This is a genomic window from Kocuria carniphila (genome assembly GCF_004136555.1).
Lineage (GTDB): Bacteria > Actinomycetota > Actinomycetes > Actinomycetales > Micrococcaceae > Kocuria > Kocuria carniphila.
Map to the genome: position 1 here is coordinate 224,245 of NZ_NOIT01000001.1, position 25,731 is coordinate 249,975.

The following is a 25,731-nucleotide window of genomic DNA, read 5'->3' on the forward strand; positions in this document are numbered from 1 at the left end:
GGTCAGGCGTGTGCGGCTGCCTTGCGGTCCGCCGATGTCTGAAGTACTTCGGACAGGAACTGACCGGTGAAACTGTCCTTGTTCTTGGCCACGTCTTCCGGGGTTCCCTCGGCAACGATCGTTCCGCCGCCCGAACCACCGTTGGGTCCCAGGTCGATCACCCAGTCCGCGGATTTCACCACGTCCAGGTTGTGTTCAATGGTCATCACGCTGTTGCCCTTGTCCACCAATGATTGCAGCACCATGAGCAGCTTGCGGATGTCCTCGAAGTGCAGACCCGTGGTCGGCTCGTCCAGCACGTAAATCGTGCGACCGTTGGAACGCTTCTGCAGTTCCGCGGCCAGCTTCACACGCTGGGCCTCACCACCGGAGAGGGTGGTGGCGGGTTGTCCCAGGCGGACATAACCGAGCCCCACCTCGACCAAGGTGTTGAGGTAGCGCGCAATCGCGGTAAACGGTGCGAAGAACTCTGCTGCCTCTTCAATGGGCATGTCCAGAACCTCGGCAATGTTCTTGCCCTTGTAGTGGACCTCCAGGGTTTCCCGGTTGTACCGAGCACCCTTGCAGACCTCACACGGAACGTAGACGTCCGGCAGGAAGTTCATCTCGATCTTGAGCGTCCCGTCACCCGAGCACGCCTCGCAGCGCCCGCCCTTGACGTTGAACGAGAACCGGCCCTGCTGGTAACCGCGGATTTTCGCTTCCTGGGTGTCCGCGAACAGCTTGCGGATCCGGTCGAATACGCCCGTGTAGGTCGCTGGGTTGGAGCGCGGGGTGCGACCGATGGGGCTCTGGTCCACGTGCACCACCTTGTCCAGGTGGTCCACGCCGTCGATCCGCTTGTGGCGGCCCGGCACCTGCTTGGCGCCGTTGAGCTTATTGGCCAGCGAGGTGTACAGGATGTCGTTGACCAGGGTGGATTTGCCCGAGCCGGAAACACCGGTCACCGACACGAACACGCCCAGCGGAAAGTCGACCGTGAGGTTCTGCAGGTTGTTCTCGCGCGCACCCACCACGGTCAGCTGGCGCTTCTTGTCGATCGGACGACGCCGCTCTGGCACCTCGATCGCGCGGCGTCCCGAGAGGTAGTCCGCGGTGATGGAGTTCTTGTTCTCGAGCAGGCCCTCGTAGGTGCCCGAGTGCACCACATCGCCGCCGTGCACACCCGCACCGGGACCAACGTCAACGATCCAGTCCGCTTCACGGATGGTGTCCTCGTCGTGTTCGACGACGATCAGCGTGTTGCCCATGTCCCGCAGTCGCGCCAAGGTCTCGATGAGTCGCCGATTGTCGCGCTGGTGCAGACCGATGGACGGTTCGTCCAGCACGTAGAGCACGCCCACCAGCCCGGCACCGATCTGCGTGGCCAGCCGAATGCGCTGTGCCTCGCCACCGGACAGGGTGGCTGCCGCGCGTTCCAGGTTGAGGTAGTCGAGTCCCACGTCGATCAGGAACGTCAGACGAGCCACGATCTCCTTGAGCACCTGGTCGCCGATCTGAGCCTCACGATTCGAGAGCTCCAACGACTGGAAGAACGCCAGGGAATCACGCATGGGCAGGTGGGTGGCCTGAGCGATGTTGAGTCCGCCCACGGTCACACCCAGGATGGTGGGGTTCAGCCGGGCACCGTCGCACGCGGGGCACGCGACCTGCCGCATGTACTGCTCGTAGCGGTCCTTGGCGTGATCCGATTCGGTTTCCTCGTGCTTGCGCTTGATGTAACCGAACACGCCCTCGAAACCCTGGGAGTAGCGGCGTTCGCGACCCCAACGGTTCTTGTAGGACACCGTGACCTTGTAGTCCTTGCCGTTGAGCACGGCCTTTTTGGCCTTGGTCGACAAGTCCTTCCACGGGGTCAGCAGGTCGAATCCGACCTCTTCGGCCAGGCCCGCGAGCAACCGGTTCCAGTAGTCACTCGTGGCTTTACCCAGGGACCACGGGGCCACCGCACCCTCGATGATGGACAGGTCAGGATCAGGAATGACAAGGTCCTCGTCCACTTCCAGACGCGAACCAATGCCGTCACACTCGGGGCAGGCACCGAACGGCGCGTTGAAGGAGAAGGACCGCGGTTCGATCTCGTCGGTCTGGAGCGTGTGCTCGTTGGGGCACGCCAGGTGTTCGGAGAACATCCGGCTGTTGCCGGCCCACGCGGTTTCCTCGCCCTCGCGCGGAACGAGTTCGATCACCACGCGGCCCTCCGCCAGGTTCAGCGCGGTTTCCACCGAATCGGTGAGTCGCTGCCGGGCTTCAGCCTTGACCGTGAGCCGGTCCACCACCACGTCGATGGAGTGCTTGTACTGCTTCTTCAGCTTGGGGGGATCATCCAGCGTGACGGTTTCCCCGTCCACGACCGCGCGTGAGAAACCCTGGGTGCTCAACTGCTGGAACAGATCAACGAATTCACCCTTGCGCCCCTTGACCACGGGTGCGAGCACCATGAAACGGGTGCGTTCGGGCAGCTCGAGCAACTGATCCACGATTTGCTGCGGGGTCTGCTTGGTGATGGGCTCACCACACACGGGGCAGTGCGGGTGACCGATGCGCGCCCACAACAAACGCATGTAGTCGTAGATCTCGGTGATGGTGCCCACCGTGGAACGCGGGTTGCGGGACGTGGACTTCTGGTCGATGGACACCGCCGGGGACAGCCCCTCGATGAAATCGACATCCGGCTTGTCCACGCGTCCCAAGAACATCCGGGCGTAGGAGGACAGCGACTCGACGTAGCGGCGCTGGCCCTCGGCGAAAATGGTGTCGAACGCGAGCGAGGACTTTCCCGAACCGGACAGACCGGTGAACACGACCATGGAGTCGCGTGGAATGGTCAGGTCCACGTTCTTGAGATTGTGCTCACGGGCGCCCTGGACCACGATTTCGGTCAGGTCGGACGCTCCGGAGGCTCTCAGCTTGGGCGCGTGATCGGACGCGACCTGCTGGGCAAGACCGGTAGACGAGTGCTTTTTCACGGGGGCTTCGCGGGTTTGCTCGGACACGGCAGTCACTCTATTACTCACCTCAGACATGCAACGCTGAGCGAGGGTGAATCCTCGCTCAGCGCAACGATCGACGAACTTCTATTGTCTCAGTTTCGCGGGCCGCGGCTCGAGTCGGACCTGGCCGACGCCGCGCTGGAACCCGAGCGTGCGGCGTCGTCGTCCTCCTCGGCGGCGGAGCGGCGCAAGCCGGACGCTTGCGGGTCGATCACCGGGAGCGAACCCGTCTGCGCGGTGTGCATGCGCAAGCCGGCGGCCTCTACGGGATCCACCTTCTTGGAGACCACGGAGAGCTCACCCGTCTCCGGATCGACCTCCACGACGTCCACGGTGGTGCGCAGCGGAATCTCCTTCATGAGCAGCACGCAGATGAGCGTGACCACCGAGGCGATCGCGGCGATCAGGAACAGCAGGCCGGTGCCGGTTCCGTAGGCCGAGCGCAGGGCCTCCTCGACGGCCGGCGGCAAGCCGGACAGGTCGATGGAAGCGGCGTCGCCCATCTGCGAAGCGTCCACGTTGTGTTCCCGCGCGAACGTCTCCATGGAACTGGTCAGGTGACGCGTGAGCACGGCACCGAACAGCGAGACCGCCAGCGCGCCGCCAACCGTCCGGAAGAACGCGACGCCTGACGAGGCCGCGCCCATGTCCTTGAGACCCACGGTGTTCTGGACCGCCAGGATGAGGTTCTGGTTGAGCGTTCCCACGCCCAGACCCACCAGGCAGATGAAGATACCTACGAGCCAGACCGGCGTGGTGTGCGTCAGTGTGGCCGCGGAGAACAAACCGGCGCCCAGGATCACGGTGCCCACGATCAAAATCCGCTTCCACTTGCCGAACTTGGTGATCAGTTGGCCGGCCACCATGGATCCGACGAACGAGCCGATTACCTGCGGCAGCATGAGCAGCCCCGATTCGGTGGGCGTGAAGCCCTGGCCGAGCTGGAAGTATTGGCCCAGGTAGGTGGTAGAGGCGAACATTGCGGCGCCGGTCGCAATGGCGGCGATCGTGGCGAGCACGGTGGTGCGTTCGGTCATGACGCTCAACGGCATCACGGGCTCGGCCACGCGGCGTTCCACGATCACGAACAGCACGGCCGCCACGATGGTGAGGGCGACCAGCCCCATGGACTGCCATGACGCCCAGTCGAAGAGCTTGCCGGCGAACGACACCCACAGCACGAGTGATGCCGTGCCGATGGCCAGCAACGTCATACCGCCCAGGTCGATGATCGGCTTACGCACCTGCTCACGCGGCGGGATGTGCAGGGTCTTGATGATGAGACCCGCGGCCAGGATGGACAGTGGCACGGGAATCAGGAAGCACCAGCGCCAACCGAACAGGTCCACGATCAGGCCGCCCAGCAGCGGGCCGAGCGAGGTGGCCACGGCCATGACCGCGCCCATGTACCCGGCGTACCGACCGCGCTCGCGCGGCGGGATGATGGTGCCCAGGATCGTCTGGGCCAGTGCCATCAGGCCGCCCATGCCGATGCCCTGAATCACGCGGGCCATGACCAACATGCTGATGGACGTGGACAGACCCGCCGCTCCAGAGCCGATCACGAAGATCAGGATGGCGAGCAACAGCAGCTTCTTCTTGTCGAAGAGGTCCGCGAGCTTGCCGAAGATCGGGGTGAAGATGGCGTTGGCCAACAGGGTGCCCGTCACGGTCCAGGACAGGGCCGTCTGATCGCCGCCCAGGTCCGCCATGATGACGGGCAGAGCGGTACCGATGATGGTCAGCGTGACCATGGCCATGAAGAAGGCAGCCAGAATGCCGGTCAGGGCCCGCAGGACGTTGCGGTGTTCTTCGTCCCGGGTCTTCTGGTCGTTGCGGCCCCGGCCTTGGTTGTCGGCTCGATTCGTGCCGTGGTTCGTGGCTTGATCCTTGCCGCCCGCAGACGAGGTGTCGGCTGCTGTCATAGAACGTTGTCCTCCAGACGATGCGTCGTCTCAGTAGTAGTGGTGTGTGTCGCAGGTCCTTGCGGAGCGTGCGGAATACGTGCGCCGTGCGCGCTCTTGGGGTCCACCTGCGGAAGGCACGTGGTCATGCGTTCCAGGCCCAGAGAGGTCAAGAAAATGTCGGTCAACCGGTTGAGGCCCTCGCGGGTCTGCGCGGCGTCGTCCTCGCTCAAGACACCGAGCCGCTCGATCAGGCGTTGCGTGTCCGCTTCCAGGTGATCCGCCACGGCTCTCCGGCCCTGTTCCGTGATCTTCACGAGTTGGGCGCGGCCGTCCTCCGGGTCGGGTGCTCGCTCAATGAATCCGAGCTTCTCAAGATGACTGAGCTGACGGCTCATGACCGATGCTCCCAACCCTGAATCTGCGCCGATGTCCTTGGCCCGGCGTGCGGGCACGGAGGCCAAATGGCTCAACAGACTCATTTGCACGACTGACAGGTCACGCTCTGCGGTGGACTCCTTCAGAACGCGTCGCATCACGCGTTGCAGCTCGAAGAGCTCCTGCACCAGCGCGGCTGCGGTCTCTTGAGAAACGCTCATGGACTCCCCCGGTGTGGGTTGTGTTTGTCTTAAAGGAATGTGCCGTCAACCGTGGGGCCGGGTCGACACACCGGTTCAGAATCCTCAAACAGTTGCTTGCAACATGCAACTATATGCCCCCATCTGTAGGCTGTCTAACTAATACGAGGGTGGGTTCCGTCACGGTGCGATGGACACCACGGGTGAAATGCTGGGCCCATATTGGCCCCTCTCGCCGTAGTGGGCCTACACTCGTGGCATGATCGCCACCCAGACCGAGGTAACCGAGCTTTCTGAGATCACCATCCGCCGCATTTCGGTGAGCGAGATGGACAACAACGTGTACCTCCTGACATCCAAGGAGCACGGCACTCAGGTGCTCATCGACGCCGCCGACGACGCCCGTGCCATCGCCGGCATGGTGGCCGCCGGTTCCACCGACTGCACTGATTGGGCCAACCTTCAGCTCATCATCACCACGCACTCCCACTGGGACCACGTCCGTGCCCTGGGTAGCGTGGCCACCCACTCCGAGGCCATGACGGCGTGCGGTGCGGCTGACGAGGACGACATCGACGTCCCCATGGACCTCACGTTCAGCAACGGTGACACCGCCGAATTGGACGGTTTCGAGCTCGAAGTCATCGAACTGCGCGGCCACACTCCCGGTTCCATTGCACTCGTCTACCGCGACCCGCAGGGTCCGGACCACATTTTCTCCGGCGACTCCCTGTTCCCGGGCGGCCTGGGCAAGACCAACTCCCCCGAGGATTTCCAGCAGCTCTACCAGGACGTCACCGAGCGCATCTTCGACCAGTTCGACGACGCCACCGTTGTCCACCCGGGTCACGGTAAGCCCACCACCATCGGTGCCGAACGCCCGCAGCTCGAAGAATGGAAGCAGCGCGGTTGGTGACTTCACCCGCGCACCAGTCCGGTCCCGCGGCCGCTACCGCAGACCGGGCCGCCTACGTGGCGGTTCTGGTCTTCCCCATCCTGGTTCTTGCCGGTGGCGCTGCGGGATACTTCTTTGCCCCGACGATTCAGCAGGCCTCCGGCTGGACCAACACACTGCTGGGTCTGGTCATGTTCGGCATGGGCCTCACATTGCGTCCCGTCGATTTCGCTTTGGTCGCCAAGCGCCCCGTGCCCATCGCGGTGGGCGTCGCAGCCCAGTACATCGTGATGCCGTTGCTCGCACTCTTCGTGTCCTGGCTCCTGCAGTTGCCGCCCGAAATTGCGGCGGGCGTGATCCTGGTCGGTTGCGCCCCTGGCGGCACGGCGTCCAACGTGGTGGCGTTCCTGGCGCGCGGTGACGTGGCCGTGTCGGTGACCATGACGTCCATTTCCACATTGCTCGCACCTTTGCTCACCCCCCTGCTCACACTGTGGCTCGCCGGGCAGTACATGCCCTTGGACGGCGCATCCATGGCAATGTCCATCGTCATGATCGTCCTGATTCCCGTGATCGCGGGCATCGTGGTGCGCCTGGTTCTGGCACGGCTGGTCGAGCGACTTCTCCCCGTGCTGCCGTGGCTCTCGGTCCTCGGGATCGCGACGATTGTGGCCATCGTGGTCTCCGGTTCCGCCGATCGCATCGTCCAGGCCGGTCTGCTCGTCCTGCTCGCGGTGGCGATTCACAACGTGCTCGGTTACACGCTCGGTTATCTGATCGGTCGCGTCACGGGTCAACCCGTTCCCGTGCGGCGTGCCACCGCGGTGGAGGTCGGCATGCAGAACTCGGGTCTCGCGGCCGGTCTGGCCGCGCAGTACATGTCCCCGCTCGCCGCACTGCCGGGAGCCGTGTTCTCGGTGTGGCACAACTTGTCCGGCGCGGTCTTCGCCCTGCTGTGCCGCCGGGCCGACGCTCGCGCCGCAGCGCGCTCCGCACTTACCGAGGACGACGACGCCGCTCGCGTCCGTTCCTGACGCTGCGGTCTATGCCTGTCGGCAAGTGTCGATAGGCTTGCGGTGATGAAACTCCTGGACGCTCTTGCCCCCGAACTCTCTTCCCCCGGTCACCACTACCTGCGCGGGGACTTTGCCTCGAACCCGCTCAGCGACGACGAGATCTACGAGGGGTTCCTCGGGTGGATCTCGTCCCGGGACATGGAGCTGTATCCAGCCCAGGATGAGGCCGTCCTGGAAGTTGCCGGTGGCTCGAACGTCATCCTGGCCACCCCCACCGGTTCCGGTAAGTCCACAGTGGCGGTAGCGGCGCATTACGCCGGCCTGGCTCGCGGCCAGCGCTCCTACTACACCGCGCCCATCAAGGCACTCGTGTCCGAGAAGTTCTTCGACCTGTGCGAAATCTTCGGCGCCGAGAATGTCGGGATGGTCACCGGTGACTCCTCCGTCAACCAGGATGCCCCCATCGTGTGCTGCACGGCCGAGATCCTCGCCAACGTGGCACTACGAGAGGGAGCGGACGCGGACCTCGGGGTGGTCATCATGGACGAATTCCACTTCTATTCGGACCCGCAGCGCGGGTGGGCGTGGCAGGCACCCCTCATCGAACTCCCCCAGGCCCAGTTCGTGCTCATGAGCGCCACGCTCGGTGACGTGACTCGCATCGAGGACAGGCTCACGGAGGTCACTGGCCGCGCCACCAAGCTGGTCACTTCCGCGGACCGCCCCATTCCCCTGCACTACTACTACTCCGAGCGTCCCATTCACGAGGAACTCGAAGAACTGTTGAGCACGCGCCAGGCTCCCGTGTACGTGGTGCATTTCTCCCAGCTACAAGCCGCGGAACAGGCACAGAGCCTCATGTCAGTGGACGTGCTGACCAAGGACGAGAAGCAGCGCGTAGCTGACCTGATCGCAGGATTCCGGTTCTCGGCGGGATTCGGTAAGACGCTGAATCGTCTGGTTCGACACGGCATTGGTGTGCACCACGCGGGCATGCTGCCCAAATACCGTCGCCTGGTCGAACAACTTGCACAGACCGGGCTGCTCAAGGTCATCTGCGGTACCGACACCTTGGGCGTGGGCATCAACGTACCCATCCGCACGGTACTGATCACCGCGCTGTCCAAGTTCGACGGCCAACGGACCCGCCGCTTGAGCGCTCGTGAGTTCCACCAGATCGCCGGCCGCGCCGGTCGAGCCGGATATGACACCGCGGGCACCGTGGTGGTGCAGGCCCCCGAACACGTCATCGAGAACGAACGCGCTATGGCCAAGGCACGGGCCAAACACGGCGACGATCAGAAAAAGCTGCGGCAGGTCACCAAGAAGAAGCCGCCGCAGGGTTTCGTCTCCTGGAGCAATAAAACCTTCGACGGCTTGGTCGCGGCCCAACCCGAGCAGTTGACGTCCTCCTTCACGGTCACTCACTCCATGGTGTTGAACCTATTGCAGCGACCCGGCAACAACGTGGCCGCCGGCTACCACCTGCTCAGCAACATTGATGAAGTGCATGCGCGCAAGCGTGAACTGCTGAAGCAGGCACTCGCGATCCTTCGGGAGCTCATCCGCGCGGAAGTGGTCGTGCGGCTGCCCGAACCGGACGAGACCGGGCGCCGCTACAAGGTCACGGTGGAATTGCAGGACAACTTTGCCCTGAACCAACCGCTGTCCCCGTTCGCACTGGCCGCGCTCACCATCCTGGACCCCGAGTCGGAAACGTACGCGCTCGACGTCGTCTCCGTGATTGAAGCGACTCTCGAGAAGCCGCGTCAAGTGCTGAACCTGCAGGAGAAGAAGGTCAAGGGCGAAGCGCTGGCCGTCATGAAGGCAGACGGCGTGGAGTACATCGAGAGGATGCGTGAGTTGGACGAGATCACGTATCCCCAACCCTTGCGGGAACTCCTGGAGCAGGCCTTCGAAACCTATTCGAGTTCGGCGCCGTGGGTGTCCCAGTTCGAGCTGTCCCCCAAGTCCGTGGTGCGGGACATGTACGAACGCGCCATGACCTTCGGTGACTACGTCCAGTTCTACGGGCTGGCCCGCTCCGAAGGCATCCTGCTGCGCTATCTCTCGGACGCCTACAAGGCGCTGCGACAGACCGTCCCCATGGATGCCACGACTGAAACGCTGACCGATCTGATCGAGTGGCTCGGTGAAAGCATCCGGCAGACGGACAACTCCCTGCTCGATGAGTGGGAGAAGCTCGCTGCAGGCGAGGAATCCCCCATGGGAACCAGCGCGGATTCCCTCGAGGAGCTTGTGGAGGAACAGCCTGAGGGTGTCACCAGAAACCCTCGGGCCTTCCGGGTCATGGTCCGCAATGCGCTGTTCCAGCGCGTGGAACTTTTTGCCCAGGAAAAGGAGAAGGTCCTCGGTGCCCTGGACGAAGGCACGGGCTGGGATCGCGATCGCTGGGCGGACGCCATGGACGCCTATTTCGGCGAATACGACGACATCTACACGGACGCCCAGTCCCGCGGCCCGGCGCTGATTCGAATCAATGAGAAGCCCGAGGGACTCAGCGGGTACTGGACCGTGGCCCAGGTCTTCGACGATCCCGACGGCAACCATGACTGGGGGATCAACGCCCGCATCGATCTGGCCGCCTCGGACGAGGAAGGTTTCCCCGCGGTACTGGTCGACAACGTGGGCAATATCGCCGAAACGGGTCGTGGCTGAAACTCACCCCAGCATATGCAGTTATCAACGCATAAGTGAGTTCTATGCAGTGGGAACCGCATGTAGCATAACGCCAAGCGGACGGACAGCGAGGAGGCACCGTGTACGCACTGACCGTGGACCGCAGGGGATCACGCGAGGATCCCGAGTCCCTGGCCATGCTCGAACACCGCGACCGCTTCCGGAGCTCGTTTCCGGGGGCAGTCCTCGGCTGGCAGATCAGCGCCGGAGACGAACTGCAAGCACTCTATGACGAGCCGCAGTGCGTCCTGGACGTGGTGCTGGCCCTGGCGGATGAGCAGGAATGGCACGTCGGTCTGGGCATCGGACACGTGGACACCCCGCTCCCGGAGAACGTCAACGAGGCCACCGGTCAGGCCTTCGTGTCCGCCCGAGAAGCCGTGACCGCTTCCAAAGACACTGGCTACCCCGCCGTGCGCGGCTCCGACTGGGCAACCCACGCGGAAGCCGTCCTCAGCCTGGCCTGTGCCGTGCGGGAACGTCGAACCGAGACGGCCAAGCAGGCCACCGTTCTGGCCCAGCAGGGATTCACCCAGCAACAGATTGCCCAGGAGCTGGACATTGCTCAGTCCTCGGTGTCCCGCCGGTTGTCCTCCGCGCTGTGGAGCCAGGAGCAGGCCGTGCACCCGACGGTTCTCACGTTCCTGGAATTGGCCAACGAGCAGCCGGAGGCCCCGTGAAAATCTCCCGAATTTTCCTGGACGCGGTTCTCCCGGCCACTCTGGTCCTGACCACTTTTGTATGGACCGCGGTGGCCGGTACGGCTCCCCGTGAAGTGGCCTACCCGGCGCTCCTGGTAGCAGGAACGCTCTCCGGAGACCTCGTGGTGCGGTGGGTGTTCAATTTGGCGGACGTGTCCCACGAGCGACCCACCCCCGGTCCCGATCCGTGGAACGGTCAGGACCCGCCCCCTGAGCCGGTGACTCCACCGTTGCGCGGCGGTTTGGTGATCGGTTTCCTGGAACGCGCCGCCACCATTGCCTCCCTCCTCACCGGCCACGTGGCCGGCATCGGCGTGGTCGTGGCTGTCAAGGGCCTGGCCCGCTACGGCGAATTCACCAATGCACGGCAACGCGAGCAGTTCATCATCGGCACCCTGGCCTCGCTGTTGTGGGCCGCACTCTTCGCTGCCACGGCCCTGTGGTGCACCACGGACCCCGGGCCGTTCGCCGCCTGGCGCTAATACCCACCCATGAAAACGACGTCGCCCGCGCACCTGAGGTGCGCGGGCGACGTCGTTAATGTGGCGGCCTACTCAGACCGTCTTCGATCCATCAGCGGACCGAGCTCGAGCCTCCGGACGAGTGGCCTTCAGGACCGTTGCCGTCTGCGGCCTTACCGGTGGGCTGCACCGTGGCGGTGGGGGCTGCGGATTCCACATCCTCCTGGTCGAGATCCGGGGACGGGGTCTTGACCTCGCCCGTGGATTCGAACTCGCTCTGCTGGCCGTGCACGGTATCCACCATCTTGCGGAACTTTGCACGGGAGTCGATGAGCTCTTCCTTGTGCTTCTCCGAGATCTTGGGGAACTGCTGGGTGAGTTCCGCGATCTTGGTGGAGATGCGGTTGCGTTCCTCGGCGGGGGCATCCTTGGGCAGAGCCAGGTACTTCTCCGAGAGGTCCTGGGTCTTCTGGATGATCCGCAGGGCACGGCCCTTGGGGCTGAACAGGGATGCCAAGACGGTGATGACGAGGATCGAGATGATCACGGTCAGGGAGGTACCAATGCCGATCTCGGCAACCGGAACATGCTGACCATCGTTGATGAACGACAAGGTGTTCTCGTGCAGAGCGTGCAGCATCAGCTTGATACCAATGAACAGCAGGATGAGCGAGAGACCCCACGACAGGTAGATCAGGCGATCCAGCAGACCATCAATCAGGAAGTACAGCTGGCGCAGACCCATGAGCGAGAACGCCGTGGCCGTAAAGACGATGTACGGCTCCTGGGTCAGGCCGAAGATCGCGGGGATGGAGTCAAGCGCAAAGAGGATGTCCGTACCGCCGATGGCCACCATGACCAACAGCATGGGGGTCATGACCTTCTTGCCGTTCTCAATGGTGAACAGTTTGTCGCGATCGTAGTAGTCGGTGGTCGGCAGGAGCTTCTTGGCCAAACGGACCACGAAGTTGTCGGCCTCGTCCGATTCCGAATCCGTGACTTCGCCCTTGATGAGCTTGCCGGCGGTATAAATCAGGATCAGACCGAACAGGTAGAACACCCACGAGAAGGCGTTGATCGCGGCGGCACCAATGAAGATGAACACCGTACGGGCGATCAGTGCGAACACGATACCGAACAGCAAGACCTTCTGCTGATCAGCACGCGGCACCTTGAAGGACGCAATGATGATCAAGAAGACGAACAGGTTGTCGACCGAGAGCGCCTTCTCGGTGATGTAACCGCCGTAGTACTCCGCCGTGAGCTGCGGGCCGTCCATCCATAGGATGACCAGGCCGAAGAGCAGGGCAATACCCACGTACACGGCCGACCAAATCGCGGCCTCTTTGATGGTGGGCTCGTGCGGTTTCCGCACGTGGAAGAAGAAGTCGTAGGCCAGCAGGCCCAAAATCAATGCAAGGGTGATGCCCCATTGCAGACCGGTAATTTCCATGTGTCAGCACTTTCCGTTGAGAGATCCGGATGATTACCGTGGGTCTCTCCACCGATCGGTGCTCGGTCGACTCACCTGCGAAAGTGGTCTTGGCACCATGAGTGATCGGTTGCTGCGCCCGGAGTGACAACTTTGCCGCTCGTGCTGACGTTCACAGCTCTTAGGGATACTCCCCCACGTTTGATGGTTCGACCTAGTTTACACAGACGGTGCACAGGTCAGGCGTGACCGGCATCTTTCATGCGGCGCAGTTCCTTCTTGAGATCCGACAATTCGTCCCGCAGCCGGGCGGCAAGTTCGAACTGCAGCTCGGCGGCAGCGTTACGCATTTGTTCGCTCAGTTGCTCGATGAGCTCCACGAGATCCTCCGCGGGAGCCGCCTGCACGCCATCTCGCAACAGCTTCGATTCGGCCTTGGACGCGGCTTCGCGCTGAGACTCGGACGCGCTCTTCTTCTTGCCGCCCTTGACGGGGGCGGTGTGATCGTTGGCGGCCGCTCGCTGAGCCAGGAGCGTGCGTGTGTCCTCGTCCTCGCGGGCCAATTGATCAGTGATGTCCGCAATGCGCTTACGCAGTGGTTGCGGGTCGATCCCGTGTTCCTTGTTGTAGGCCACTTGAATCTCACGCCGGCGATTAGTTTCCTCAATGGCTGTTTCCATGGAATCCGTGATCCGGTCCGCGTACATGTGCACTTCACCGGAGACGTTACGTGCGGCACGGCCGATCGTCTGGATCAGTGACGTGGTGGAGCGCAGGAAGCCTTCCTTGTCAGCGTCGAGAATGGCCACGAGCGAGACCTCCGGCAGGTCCAGACCCTCACGCAGCAGGTTGATACCCACCAGAACGTCGAAGGTGCCCATGCGCAGGTCCCGCAGCAGTTCCACGCGCTTGAGCGTGTCCACATCCGAGTGCAAGTACTGAACCCGGATCCCGTGTTCCATCAAGTACTCCGTGAGATCTTCGGCCATGCGCTTGGTGAGCGTGGTGACCAGCACACGCTCGTTGCGTTCCACGCGCAGTTCGATCTGCTCCAGAAGGTCATCGATCTGCCCCTTGGTCGGCTTGACCACAACCTGGGGGTCCACGAGCCCGGTAGGACGAATGATTTGTTCGACCACGGAATCCACCTTGGCCATCTCGTACTTGCCGGGCGTGGCGGACATGTACATGGTCTGGCCGATGCGTTCCAGGAACTCGTCGAACTTCAGCGGCCGGTTGTCCATGGCGGACGGCAAACGGAACCCGTGTTCCACCAGAGTGCGCTTACGGGACATGTCGCCCTCGTACATGCCACCGATCTGCGGCACCGTCACGTGGGACTCGTCAATGATGAGCATGAAGTCATCCGGGAAGTAGTCGAGGAGACAGTGGGGCGCGGAACCGCGGGGACGACCATCAATGTGCAGAGAGTAGTTCTCGATGCCGTTGCAGTAGCCCATCTGCTCCATCATTTCGAGGTCATAGGTGGTGCGCATGCGCAACCGCTGGGCCTCGACGAGCTTGTTCTGGGATTCCAGTTCTTGGAGCCGGTTCTGCAGTTCGTTCTGGATGGTTTCCACGGCCCGCGCCATCCGTTCCGCACCCGCCACGTAGTGGGACGCCGGGAAGACGTACATTTCCTGTTCTTCGTTGACGATCTCCCCCGTCAACGGATGCAGCGTGTAGATCGATTCGATCTCGTCCCCGAAGAATTCGATCCGGATCGCCAGCTCTTCGTACATGGGGATGATTTCCACGGTGTCACCGCGCACGCGGAACGTGCCACGGTGGAAATCGACGTCGTTACGGGCGTACTGCATGTTCACGAATTGACGCAGCAGGTCGTCACGGTCCATCTCCTGCCCCACGGCCAGGGTGACCATCTGCTTGACGTACTCCTCCGGAGTACCCAGGCCGTAGATGCAGGACACGGTGGACACCACCACGGTGTCCCGGCGGGTCAGGAGCGAATTGGTGGCCGAGTGCCGCAGTCGCTCGACCTCCTCGTTGATGGAGGAGTCCTTCTCGATGAAGGTGTCCGTCTGCGGAACGTACGCCTCGGGCTGGTAGTAGTCGTAGTACGAGACGAAGTACTCGACGGCGTTATTGGGCAGCAGGTCGCGCAACTCGTTGGCCAGCTGTGCGGCCAGCGTCTTGTTCTGCACGAGAAGCAGTGTGGGTCGCTGGACCGCCTCGATCAGCCACGCAGCGGTGGCCGACTTACCGGTACCCGTGGCGCCCATCAAGACGACGTCTTTTTCGCCACCCTGGATACGCTGGGTCAGTTCCGCAATGGCCTTGGGCTGATCGCCCGCGGGCTGGAACTCGGAGACCACCTCAAAGGGGGCGACGACGCGATTGATTTTCTGAGCCAGCGACATGCCCCCAGAATACGCGCCACCTCCGACACGCTAACTGCCCTGCAACCGCCACCATTCATCGACCTGACGGACGAGGTCCTGGACCGTGCCGGAATTGTCGAACACGGTGGTTGCAGCGGCCCGCCGTTGCTCGTCCGTGGCCTGCGCAGCGATTCGCCGCCGGGCGTCGTCGGCAGCCATCCCCCGGTCGGTGACCATTCGACGCACTCGCTCCTCGACCGGCGCCTCGACCACCAGAACCTGGTCCATGTCCGCATGCTGGCCGGTCTCCACGAGCAGCGGCATGTCGTAGACGATCACCGACCCGGGCGCGGCGGCCTCGATCAAACGTGCCGTTTCTTCGCGGACCATGGGGTGAATGATGCCGTTGAGGGCATCAAGTTGAACTTGATCGTTGAACACGATGTTGGCGAGTTCTTGCCGGAGAAGCTCACCCGTGGTCAGATCGATCACCGCATCGCCAAAGTGTTCGCGAATGGCACTGTGACCCCGTTCCCCTGGTTGTTGGAGGTTGCGGGCGATGGCATCCGCGTCGATCACCACGGCACCCAGCTCGCCGAGGCGCCGCGAGACGGTGGACTTACCGGAGGCTATTCCACCGGTCAGACCCACCGTCATGACGGAACGATCCCCGGCCTTGATATTGCGATCACTCACGTGCGGCATCCTTTTCCCCGACGATTTCCGGAACGGCCGGCACCACGTACTCATCCCAGATCCGCTGGACCTGGGCGCGGAGGTACTCGTTGTCGCCGTCGTTAACCACGACCTCGTCCGCGATCTCGCGGCGCTCGTCGTCGCTGCTCGAATCGTCGACGCGCTCCCAGGCTTCTTCGCGAGTCATGCCCGTTTCCTGGACCATGCGCTGCACGCGGATGTCGGCGGGAGCCTCGACGGCAATAACCACGTCGAACCGTTCCGATTGACCGGATTCCACCAGGTCGCGGACATCCTGGACGAGCACGGTGTCCGGGCCCGCGCGGCGGCCTCGGTGGCGGGACTCTTCCCGCACCAGCGGCAGCACGAGCTCGTTGATCCGGTCACGGGCCGTCTCGTTGTTCGACTTCAGGTCGGCGAGAGCGGCCATGTCCACGGAACCGCCCGGGGCCATGACGGTGTCCCCGAACATCCGCGCGATGTCGTCGTGCGCGGCGGTGCCGGGACGCAGAACGTGGGCCAAGATCTCGTCGTTGTCGACCACGGTGGCGCCCAAATCCTCGAAGGCCTGCGCCACGGTCGTTCTGCCTGCCGAGTATCCGCCGATGAGTGCCAGCTGCAGAATAGGCTGACCTTCCTTCTCGCGCTGCCAGTGCCACGTGCGGGGCTGGTGGGTGTTGTGCTCCGGCTCCGTTCCGACCTCATACTCGGGGCGCATGACATAGTCCTCGACGGACGTGGACCCTTCCCGCGCACGGCGGTGGTACTCCTCCACGGGAAGCACCTGCTTCCACTGACGCGTTCGGATGGGTTTCGCCGTTCCCGCGTCTTCCCGAATCGCTTGGAACAACATGAACGCTTGCAGGAGGGACATCAGCATGACGGGGGCACCGATCACGATGATCACTTCTTGCAGGGCCGCGAGTCCCCGCTCACCCGAGGTCGTGATGATCGCCGCACACACGGCACCGACGGACAGAGCCCAGAAGACGCGCTGCCGTTTGGGGCCTTGGTCCTCGTAACCGGATGCCATGGAGTCCATGACCAGGGCGCCCGAGTCGATGGACGTGATGAAGAAGATCGTAATGACCGCCAGTGCCAGGACTGCCGTTGCTTCGAAGAAGGGGAAGTTCTGCAGCAACTGGAACAGCGCGGCCTCCACATTGCCCTCTTCAACAATGGTCTCCGTCATCGACCGTTCCGTGCCCTGCGCCCGGTCGATCTGAAAGGCACTCAAACCGTAGATCGCCATCCAGATCACCACGAACACCGATGGCACGCCCAGGACACCGATCACGAACTGGCGAATTGTTCGGCCGCGGGAGATCTTGGCCACGAACATGCCGACGAACGGCGCCCAGGTCACCGTCCACGCCCAGTAGAAGACCGTCCAGTCTCCGGACCATGCGCCATTGCCGAACGTGTCGTTGAAGAAGGCCAGCGTGGGCAGCGCGTTCAAGTAACTACCCGCCGACTCGACCATCCCGCGCATGAGGGACATGCTGGCGCCCGCCATCAGAATGAAAACGAGCAGAGCCACAGCCGCCACGATGTTGATGTAGGACAGCCGCTTCACGCCCTTGTCCATTCCCGCCATCACGGACGCGAGTCCCACCGCGGTGACCACGGCGATGATCGCGGCCTGAATCCAACCGGCCATGGGAATGCCGTAGACGTAGTTCATGCCGCTATTGATCTGCAGGGCACCCAGCCCCACGGAGACGCCCAGGCCGAACACCGTGGCCACGATGGCCATGATGTCGATGGCCTTGCCGATCGGGCCGTGAATGCCGTCGCCCAGTAGAGGCTGGAAGGCGGACGACACCCGCGGGGGTAGCTTCCGCTTGTACGTGAAATAGCCGAACGCCAACCCGGGGACAATGAAGATGCCCCACATGTGCAACCCGAAGTGGAAGTTCGAGATGTTCAACGCTTCCACCGCGGCCTGATCCGAGAACGGCTCGGTGCCATACATGGGCGGATTCGCGTAGTGGTTCATGGGCTCCGCTACGCCCCAGAACATAAGGACGGCGCCCAGGCCCGCGGCGAAGAGCATACCGAACCACGCGACACCGGAATATTCCGGCTCGGAATCGTCATCACCGATCTTCAGTCGGCCGTACCGGCTGAGCGCGAGACCCATGGCAAAAATGACCATGGCCGTGACACTGAACGTGAAGAACCAGCCGGCCTGGTACCGCAAGGCGTTGGAGACGGTGCCGAAGAACCCCTGCACCTGCGTCGGAAAGAGTCCCATCGCCGCCGTGAACAGGACAATCAGTCCGGCAGATATGAAAAAGATGGAGGGTGTGGTTCTCAGGCCTAGTCGATCGTGCAAGCGATTGAGCATGTTCCATGACTTCCGGATTGGCGGCGCCGCCCGTGAGTTCCCTCACGGGCGGCAGATCACGGTCCACAACTGTACCGACCAGTTTTTTGGCAGCCCCCAATTGGCGCACCGGCAACGGAGACCGTTACTTGTTCGTAACGTTCCGTTGTTCCCCCGTCACGGAGCGGTCCGAGTTCAGCCGAGCCCTTCTCTCACGCCCGGGCGGAATGCGACGAACAGCCAGATTCCGTTCACGATCACCAAAATGATTCCGGGCAGTCCGAGCAGCAGGTTTCCCGGTGCCACTACCGCGGACAAGGCCGCATGGATGAGACCGACGGTTGCGAAGACCGCACCCGCGTACCAGCCTTCGCGCAGTCGCTTGCGCAGCGGAATGTACACAGCCAGGTACATTCCGACCAGCAGAATCAAACCGACCACGGCCCCGACCCAGTACGCGCTCTCGGGTGGTGCGCCGAACGGTGCGTCCTCGAACGCTCGATGGGTGATCTGGCCGGTGACAATGTTGGTCAGGATGGTCGTGAGGTACAAGACGCCGGAGACGATGGTCAGCGTCAGCAGTGTCCTCACGTGTTTGTCGACCTCGGGGTCGATCTGTCTGTTGCGTGCCGATGAACCCTGGGATTCCGCACGCCGTATTGTCTCACTCATGGTCGGTACCGCTTTCTCCAGTGCTCCTGCACGACATGTTCCTCCCCGAGACGCCGTGATACAAGACACACGAGAAAGCTTCTCAGTAGTAACCTTGTACGGCTGATCCGGCATCCGCCTCTGACCGCGCCCTAGACTGAAGCCCATGCCCATTGATCCGAACGTCTCTTACACGGTGCTGCGCGCGCATTCCGCGCACGCTCACGAGATCGAGATCAAGAAATCCCGCTTCCTGGCGCTCTTGAAACGGGTCGATTCGGAAGCTGCCGCACGCGATTTCATTGCCGAGGTCAAGGCCCAGCATCGCGACGCCCGCCACCACTGTTCGGCGTTCCTCGTCGGCCCATCTCGCGAGACGGGCCGCACCTCCGACGACGGCGAACCGTCTGGTACAGCGGGCATGCCCATGATGCAGTCGTTGAGCGCCTACAAGTCCCCCACGCAGCGTGAAGAGGGACTCGAGGGCGATCTCTCGGATGTCTGCGCCGTAGTGGTGCGCTGGTTCGGTGGGGTCAAACTCGGCGCCGGCGGGCTGGTCCGGGCCTATTCCGGCGCGGTCGCCGAGGCCCTCGAGACCGCGCCCCTGAAGACCCGCATGCGCTCCCGTTCGCTGTCCGTGCCGCTGGCCCACTCGGACGCCGGACGCATCGAGGACGATGTGCGCACGGCCGGGTTCACGGTGCTGCCCACCCGTTACGAAGCCCACGCCGCCGTCCTCACCATCGCGGTCCCTGATCGTGAAATCGACGTCCAGAATGCCCTGGACACCGTGACCTCGCTGACTTCCGGTCAGTACACACCGGAACTCGGCGATATCGACTGGTACGACGTCCCTCTGCTCTAGCACCCTCCCCAGGGTGGCCCTCTCCCCGGATGCTGGGCACCCGCAAGAATCCTGATCCGTAAATCTCCCGAACGTTACCCGGGCATGACAGAACCCCGCACGGAATCCGTGCGGGGTTCTGTGATTCAGAGGTCCGAACCACCGGGGCGGTTCAGCTCATCCGTGAATCAGTTGCCGGTCAGCTTCTCGCGCAGAGCAGCCAGTGCTTCGTCAGAAGCCAGGGTGCCCGCGTCCTCGGCCGGAGCCTCGGAAGAGTAGCTGGTCGGAGCGGCGGGGCCGCTGTTGCTGCTGGAGCTGGAGTTCGAGGAGGAAACTGCAGCTTCCTGATCCTCGGTCAGGTGCTTCTGCACCTGCTCCTTGTGAGCTTCCCATCGAGCCTGAGCGTCGGCGTACTGCTGCTCCCACGCTGCGCGCTGCTCCTCGTAGCCTTCGATCCACTCGTTGGTCTCGGGATCGAAGCCCTCGGGGTACTTGTAGTTGCCCTGATCGTCGTACTCGGCAGCCATGCCGTACTGAGCGGGATCGAACTCGGTGGACTCGGGATCCACGCCCTCGTTGGCCTGCTTCAGGGACAGCGAGATGCGGCGACGGTCCAGGTCGATGTCGATGACCTTGACGAACAGTTCCTCGTTCACGGAGACGACCTGCTCGGCCATGTCCACGTGACGCTGTGCCAGCTCGGAGATGTGCACCAGGCCCTCGATGCCGTCTTCGACGCGCACGAACGCACCGAAGGGAACCAGCTTGGTGACCTTGCCCGGCACAACCTGACCCAGGGCGTGGGTGCGTGCGAACAACTGCCAGGGATCTTCCTGGGTTGCCTTGAGGGACAGCGAAACACGCTCGCGGTCCATGTCCACGTCGAGAACCTCGACGGTGACTTCCTGGCCAACCTCGACGACCTCGGAGGGGTGGTCGATGTGCTTCCAGGACAGCTCGGACACGTGCACCAGGCCGTCGACGCCACCGAGGTCCACGAAGGCACCGAAGTTGACGATGGAGGACACGGTGCCGGTGCGAACCTGGCCCTTCTGCAGCTGCTGCAGGAAGTTGGCGCGAACCTCGGACTGGGTCTGCTCGAGCCATGCACGGCGGGACAGAACCACGTTGTTGCGGTTCTTGTCCAGCTCGATGATCTTGGCTTCGAGCTGCTGGCCGATGTAGGGAGCCAGGTCGCGGACGCGACGCATCTCGACCAAGGAGGCGGGCAGGAAGCCACGCAGACCGATGTCCAGGATGAGGCCACCCTTGACGACCTCGATGACGGTACCGGTGACGACGCCGTCGTCTTCCTTGACCTTCTCGATATCGCCCCAGGCGCGCTCGTACTGAGCGCGCTTCTTGGACAGGATCAGGCGACCTTCTTTGTCCTCTTTGGTGAGAACCAGAGCCTCGACCTCATCACCCACGGCAACAACATCGTCAGGGTTGATGTCGTGCTTGATGGACAGCTCGCGAGAGGGGATTACGCCTTCGGTCTTGTAGCCGATGTCCAAGAGGACCTCGTCGCGGTCGACCTTGACGACGGTGCCTTCCACGAGGTCGCCGTCGTTGAAGTACTTAATGGTTGCGTCGACAGCGGCGAGGAAATCCTCTTCGTTTCCGATGTCGTTGACGGCAACCTGCGGGGTGGTGGTGGTCATGTAGTAGGGACTCCGATGGATTAGTTTGAATGGTCTGTGTTCACCACTCGCACCTTGTAAGGCGCGTAGGGCAGTGAACGAAACGTGCTTTGGGCGCGCGAATGAATACGCACTGCACCAGTCTAGGCATCAAGGGCGGGCGGTTCAAGCTCCTTAGAAGGGCGAGATGCAATAAGGGTGCTCGGACGTGGACATCAGCGACTGCAAATCATCCAGCGCGTCCAGGTCACGCACCTTGATCAACCCCGCGTAGTACAGCGTGGAGGCCTTGACGGCTCCCAAGTAGAGCGATCCCAGGGCATCGATGTTCATGGCGACATCTGCACCGTCCGGCAACTCGACGCGAGGCATGGACTTGCCCGCGGCGTCGTCGTCGGTTCGGGGCCGGTCCCCCACGCGCTCGACGACCGTCTGCTGGCCGGTCGTGTCGATCGTGTAGAGGCCGTCGGCGAAACCTAGTGAATCCACGAGCGAGACCGTGACCTTGCGGTGCGAACGATAAGGGCGCGCGGACAGCGCAGCGACCGGGTCAAGAATGCGCAACCACAGACGCTCGTAGCGCTTGCGCACCTCGTAGTCCGCCATATCGACCATGCCCCACATCAGCGGGTCTTCCATCTGGGCGTTGGGGTGTCGAACCTCAGTGACCAGGTCCAGACCACACAGGTACTCCCACAGGGCGATGCGAACCTGCGCGCTCGGCGAAACGAGATCAACGACCTCCAACGTTCCCTTGAAGCCGCTGCCGCGAACGAACTTGTAGCTGACGTAGCCGTCCGCTCGATCATTCTCGTCATAGTGGACCGCGGTGCGGACTTCGGGGTCGGTCTTGCCTGTGTGCCAATCGAACTGGCCGCTCACGTAATCCCACCATTTGCTGGTGCGCTTCAACGATCCGGGGGTGAGCTCATGGAAGTCTTCGAAGATCTGAGGTGCCAGCTGCGCCACGGCCTTGTTGTCGGCCATTTCCACGCGTCCCACGGACGGCGCCTTGAGCTTGAGCCCGGACTCGGCAGCCACCGCAACCGACGTGTTGAACGTGCCTGCACCGAATCCGAACCGACCGTAAATGGTTGCTTCGGAGGCCGTCAGCGCGGCAATGGCGAAGCCCGCTTCGTGGGCCTCGGTGAGATCAGCGGTCATCATGCGGCGCAGGATCCCGCGGCGCGCATGAGTGGGACGCACCGTGACTTCGGAGACCAACCACGCGGGAATCTGGGTCTGGGCACCCAGGGTGAGACTCGAATTCCACGAGCAGTACGTGGCCACGGGCCGTTCATCACTCAGGGCCGCGGGCGGCACCGGGTCCTGGCTGTAGACGGCACGCAGACGAACGCCTTCACCGTTCAACCACGCGAGATCCTTTTCCAACGACTCCTTGGAGGGTTCCGGACCGTGGAAGCCCTGGCTGACCGCGCGCAACCATTCGACCGCTTCCGCGTTCTCATCGATTCCACCGGGTCCCGCGCCGAAGCACTTCACCTCGTAGGAGTTGCCCTTGGCGCTGTACTGCTCGGACTGGGGCTCATTGGCCGGATGCGTGGTCATGCGTGCGTGTCTCCTGGGTGTCGTCGAATAATTCTTAGTGCGCGGCCTGTTGCCACGTGCGGCCCGTGCCCACGTTGACGTCCAGCGGAACCGTCAGCTCGGCGGCGTTGGCCATTTCTTCGCGCAGGATCTTCTCCACAGCTTCGACCTCGCCGGGGGCCACTTCCACGATCAGTTCGTCATGGACCTGCAGAAGGACGCGCGATCGCAGGTCCTGCTCACCGAGTGCACGGTCCACCCCGATCATCGCTTTCTTGATGATGTCCGCCGCGGATCCCTGGATGGGCGCGTTCAGCGCTGCGCGCTCCGCGGACTGGCGGGCCAATCGGTTGTCGCTCGTGAGGTCCGGGAGGTAGCGGCGTCGCCCCTCGATCGTTTCCGTGTAACCCTTCTCGCGAGCCTCGTCCACGACCCCTCGCAGGAAGTCCCGCACGCCACCGAATCGCTCGAAGTATTCGCTCATCATGGTCCGGGCCTCGTCCACCGGAATGTTCAGCTGCTGCGACAGGCCGTAGGAGCTCAGCCCATAAACCAGGCCGTAGCTCATGGCCTTGACCTTCGAGCGCATCTGGGCGGTGACCTCTTCGGGTGCCACGTTGAACACGCGCGAGCCCACGAAACGGTGCAGGTCCTCCCCCGCCCGGAACGCCTCGATGAGCGCTTCGTCCCCGGACAGGTGCGCCATGATGCGCATTTCGATCTGCGAATAGTCCGCGGTCATGAGGGTCTCGAAAGGACCTTCTTCGTCCGAGCCGACCACGAACACGTTGCGGATCCGCTGGCCCTGTTCGGTGCGCACCGGAATGTTCTGCAGGTTGGGGTCGGTCGAAGACAGGCGTCCCGTGGCCGCAACCGTCTGCATGTAGGTCGTGTGGATCCGGCCGTCGTCGGCGATCGCCATGCGCAGGCCCTCCACGATTTGCTTGAGCTTGGAGTACTCGCGCCAGTTCATGAGCGCCACCAGGAAACGGGATCCCGGGGTTTCCGGATCCACCCGGCCCAGCAGATCCGCGACTGCGGCGGCGTCCGTGGTGTAACCGGTCTTGGTCTTCTTGGTCTTGGGCAGCCCCAGTTCCTCGAACATCACGGTCTGCAACTGTTTCGGTGAACCCAGATTGACCGTGTCTTCGATCTGCTCCTGCGCCATCTCCTTGTTCTGGTCGATGGGCTGCTGCAAGTCCTTGTACAGCTGATCGATCCCTGGCTTGTCGATCGCGACACCCACGTTCTCCATGCGCGCCAGGATCACCGCGAGCGGCATTTCCAGATCGAGCAGCAGCGGCAGTTGTCCGTCGGCCTCCAGCAGGGCACGCAAGTGGTGACTCAACTGAGCGCATGCCGCGCCCAGGCTGGCCTCGCGGGTCAGGACGTCGTCCGGGATGGCGTCCAGGCCCTTGTCCTCGCCCAGGTCCAGTTCCGTCTGGGCAGCTTTTCCCTTGGCCGACGACGCCGCCGCATCACCGACCTCGGGCACCTCCAGTTCCAGGTGCTGGGCCAGTTGCGCCTCCAGGTCGTAGCTGCGCAGCGCGGGGCGCACGAGATAACCGGACAGCTGAACGTCGTCGTACACGCCGTCCAGGGTGACGCCGCGGTCCACAAGTCCGTGGAACAGATCCTTGAGGCCGTCCACGATCTTGAGCTGCCGGTCGTCCTCGAGCCACTGATCCACGGCGTTGGCCAGATCCTGGTCCGCAGCGACCAGGTCGACCACGGCTGCAGTGTTCGCGGTGAAGACGAGGGCCGTGACTTCCCCGCCCGACGTCGCTTTGGGATCCGGCAGCAGGCGCCGCACCACGGCGGGTGATTCGGTGTCTTTGTTCTCGTCGAGCCACTCCTGCCACTGCTCCGCCGACGTCACGCGGCGGACCGTGCTCACCACGGGGGCATCGGAACTGGGGCCGCCGTCGCCGGCGTCACTGAAGGCGTCGAGAAGTCGGCCGCGCAGTCCGGAACCGAACTCGAGCTCGTCGAAGACCTCGTCCACCTTGTCGGTGTCCGGAACGGGAAGTTCTGCCTTGCCGAACTCGATGTCGAGATCGAGATCGGTTTCCAACCGGTTGAGCTTGCGATTGCGGCGCACCAAGTCCAAGTTCTCGCGCAACGCCTCACCCTTCTTACCGGTGATTTTGTCCGCGTGTTCGAGCACGGACTCCACGGTGCCGTAAGAGGTGATCCACTTGGCCGCGAAGCCCGGCCCCACGCCGGGAACGCCGGGCAGATTGTCCGCTTGCTCACCCGTGAGCGCGGCGAGGTCGGGGTAGTTCTGGGGTGCCACCTTGTACTTCTCGTACACCGCCTGGGCATCCATGCGCCGCAGATCGGACGGGGTGCGACCCGGGTACACGATGTTCACGTGGTCATTGACCATCTGGAATGCGTCACGGTCTCCGGAAAAGACGAGGACCTCGAAATCCTCAGCGGTGCCGCGCGTGGCCAAGGTGGCCAGAACGTCGTCGGCCTCGTAGCCCTCAAGCGTAACGACCGGAACCCCGAGCGCCTTGAGGATGCGTTCAATGTTGGGGACCTGGCCGTGGAACTCCTCTGGAGTCTCATCACGGCCGCCCTTGTAGTCGCCGTACTCCTGGGAGCGCAGCGTGGGGCCCTCGAGGTCGAACGAAACGATGAGGTGGGTCGGCTGATAGTCCCGGATCAGCTTGACCATGGTGTTCACAAAGCCGTAGACACCCTCGGTGTGCACGCCCTCGGACGTCACAAAGGCAGGGCCGTTCCCGTACTCGGCGGCACGTGAGAGCGCGAAGAACGCGCGGAAAGCCAGCGAGTGGCCGTCGATCAGCAGGAGGCGCTGCTCCGGACGGCTGACCGTCGCGGGCAGCGTGATCTCTTGGGGGGAATCGGTTTTCTCCCCGATCACCACCACGGGATCGGCGGAGGTTTCCTGGCTTGCGTTGGTCTGGGCGTCGCTCGTCTCACTCACGCGTCCATCCTAGGCGCTCATCCTCAGCGCTCGGAGAAGTGC

17 protein-coding genes are annotated in these 25,731 nt (G+C 63.1%); 6 read left to right on the top strand and 11 right to left on the bottom strand.

Annotated elements, in window-relative coordinates; translation table 11 throughout:
- Window positions 1-2 precede the first annotated feature (2 nt).
- From uvrA to EWV37_RS00950, 3 genes are read right to left on the bottom strand one after another with little or no spacing between them, the layout of a single operon-like run.
- Window positions 3-3,026, bottom strand: a complete 3,024-nt coding sequence (uvrA, locus tag EWV37_RS00940) for an excinuclease ABC subunit UvrA (RefSeq protein ID WP_129699445.1) — start codon at window positions 3,024-3,026, stop codon at window positions 3-5.
- A 59-nt stretch (window positions 3,027-3,085) separates the two neighbouring features.
- Window positions 3,086-4,918 carry an MDR family MFS transporter gene (locus EWV37_RS00945; protein WP_129699446.1) on the bottom strand — a complete coding sequence of 611 codons (1,833 nt, stop codon included), beginning with the start codon at window positions 4,916-4,918 and terminating at the stop codon, window positions 3,086-3,088.
- Entirely contained in the window at window positions 4,915-5,496 is a 582-nt protein-coding gene (locus EWV37_RS00950; protein ID WP_095798127.1) for a MarR family winged helix-turn-helix transcriptional regulator, read from the bottom strand. The genes EWV37_RS00945 and EWV37_RS00950 overlap by 4 nt, the downstream gene beginning before the upstream one ends.
- A 238-nt stretch (window positions 5,497-5,734) precedes the next feature.
- Here EWV37_RS00950 and EWV37_RS00955 point away from each other — a divergent pair, with 238 nt between their 5' ends.
- The 5 genes from EWV37_RS00955 to EWV37_RS00975 all read left to right on the top strand — a co-directional run bounded on the left by EWV37_RS00955 (window position 5,735) and on the right by EWV37_RS00975 (window position 11,269).
- Window positions 5,735-6,391 carry an MBL fold metallo-hydrolase gene (locus EWV37_RS00955; RefSeq protein WP_095798128.1) on the top strand — a complete coding sequence of 219 codons (657 nt, stop codon included), beginning with the start codon at window positions 5,735-5,737 and terminating at the stop codon, window positions 6,389-6,391.
- Window positions 6,388-7,404, top strand: a complete 1,017-nt coding sequence (locus EWV37_RS00960; protein ID WP_238662979.1) for a bile acid:sodium symporter family protein — start codon at window positions 6,388-6,390, stop codon at window positions 7,402-7,404. Before EWV37_RS00955 ends, EWV37_RS00960 begins: the two co-directional genes overlap by 4 nt.
- A 45-nt stretch (window positions 7,405-7,449) precedes the next feature.
- Entirely contained in the window at window positions 7,450-10,065 is a 2,616-nt protein-coding gene (locus EWV37_RS00965) for a DEAD/DEAH box helicase (RefSeq protein WP_129699448.1), read from the top strand.
- 101 nt (window positions 10,066-10,166) lie between these two features.
- Window positions 10,167-10,766: a SatD family protein gene (locus EWV37_RS00970; protein WP_095798131.1), complete on the top strand. Its 600-nt coding sequence runs from the start codon at window positions 10,167-10,169 to the stop codon at window positions 10,764-10,766.
- Window positions 10,763-11,269, top strand: a complete 507-nt coding sequence (locus EWV37_RS00975) for a hypothetical protein (RefSeq protein ID WP_129699449.1) — start codon at window positions 10,763-10,765, stop codon at window positions 11,267-11,269. Before EWV37_RS00970 ends, EWV37_RS00975 begins: the two co-directional genes overlap by 4 nt.
- Before the next feature lie 91 nt (window positions 11,270-11,360).
- On the opposite strand, the gene EWV37_RS00980 is transcribed toward EWV37_RS00975, so the two are convergent.
- From EWV37_RS00980 to EWV37_RS01000, 5 genes are all read right to left on the bottom strand, one after another.
- Window positions 11,361-12,701, bottom strand: a complete 1,341-nt coding sequence (locus tag EWV37_RS00980) for a TerC family protein (protein ID WP_193554283.1) — start codon at window positions 12,699-12,701, stop codon at window positions 11,361-11,363.
- Window positions 12,702-12,919: 218 nt separating this feature from the next.
- Window positions 12,920-15,061, bottom strand: a complete 2,142-nt coding sequence (uvrB, locus tag EWV37_RS00985; RefSeq protein ID WP_095798134.1) for an excinuclease ABC subunit UvrB — start codon at window positions 15,059-15,061, stop codon at window positions 12,920-12,922.
- 30 nt (window positions 15,062-15,091) lie between these two features.
- The gene (coaE, locus tag EWV37_RS00990; protein ID WP_238662992.1) at window positions 15,092-15,679 is read right to left on the bottom strand and encodes a dephospho-CoA kinase; all 588 of its coding nucleotides are present in this window, start codon (window positions 15,677-15,679) and stop codon (window positions 15,092-15,094) included.
- A 31-nt stretch (window positions 15,680-15,710) separates the two neighbouring features.
- Complete coding sequence (gene coaE, locus EWV37_RS00995; RefSeq protein ID WP_129699450.1) at window positions 15,711-18,068, bottom strand: dephospho-CoA kinase; 2,358 nt, start codon at window positions 18,066-18,068, stop codon at window positions 15,711-15,713.
- Window positions 18,069-18,242: 174 nt separating this feature from the next.
- Window positions 18,243-18,719: a hypothetical protein gene (locus EWV37_RS01000; RefSeq protein ID WP_129699451.1), complete on the bottom strand. Its 477-nt coding sequence runs from the start codon at window positions 18,717-18,719 to the stop codon at window positions 18,243-18,245.
- A 145-nt stretch (window positions 18,720-18,864) separates the two neighbouring features.
- On the opposite strand from EWV37_RS01000, the gene EWV37_RS01005 reads away from it, so the two are divergent.
- Window positions 18,865-19,563, top strand: a complete 699-nt coding sequence (locus EWV37_RS01005; protein ID WP_095798138.1) for an IMPACT family protein — start codon at window positions 18,865-18,867, stop codon at window positions 19,561-19,563.
- A 167-nt stretch (window positions 19,564-19,730) separates the two neighbouring features.
- Here EWV37_RS01005 and rpsA read toward each other — a convergent pair whose 3' ends face one another.
- The 3 genes from rpsA to polA form a co-directional block, all read right to left on the bottom strand.
- Window positions 19,731-21,206 (bottom strand): 30S ribosomal protein S1, encoded by a 1,476-nt coding sequence (gene rpsA, locus EWV37_RS01010; protein ID WP_095798139.1) that lies wholly within the window; start codon window positions 21,204-21,206, stop codon window positions 19,731-19,733.
- 153 nt (window positions 21,207-21,359) lie between these two features.
- On the bottom strand, window positions 21,360-22,754 hold the full coding sequence (locus tag EWV37_RS01015) for a GNAT family N-acetyltransferase (protein ID WP_129699452.1): 1,395 nt from the start codon (window positions 22,752-22,754) through the stop codon (window positions 21,360-21,362).
- Window positions 22,755-22,788: 34 nt separating this feature from the next.
- A complete protein-coding gene (gene polA, locus EWV37_RS01020) occupies window positions 22,789-25,689 on the bottom strand; it encodes a DNA polymerase I (RefSeq protein WP_238662980.1) in 2,901 nt (966 codons plus the stop codon).
- Between the last annotated feature and the right edge of the window lie 42 nt (window positions 25,690-25,731).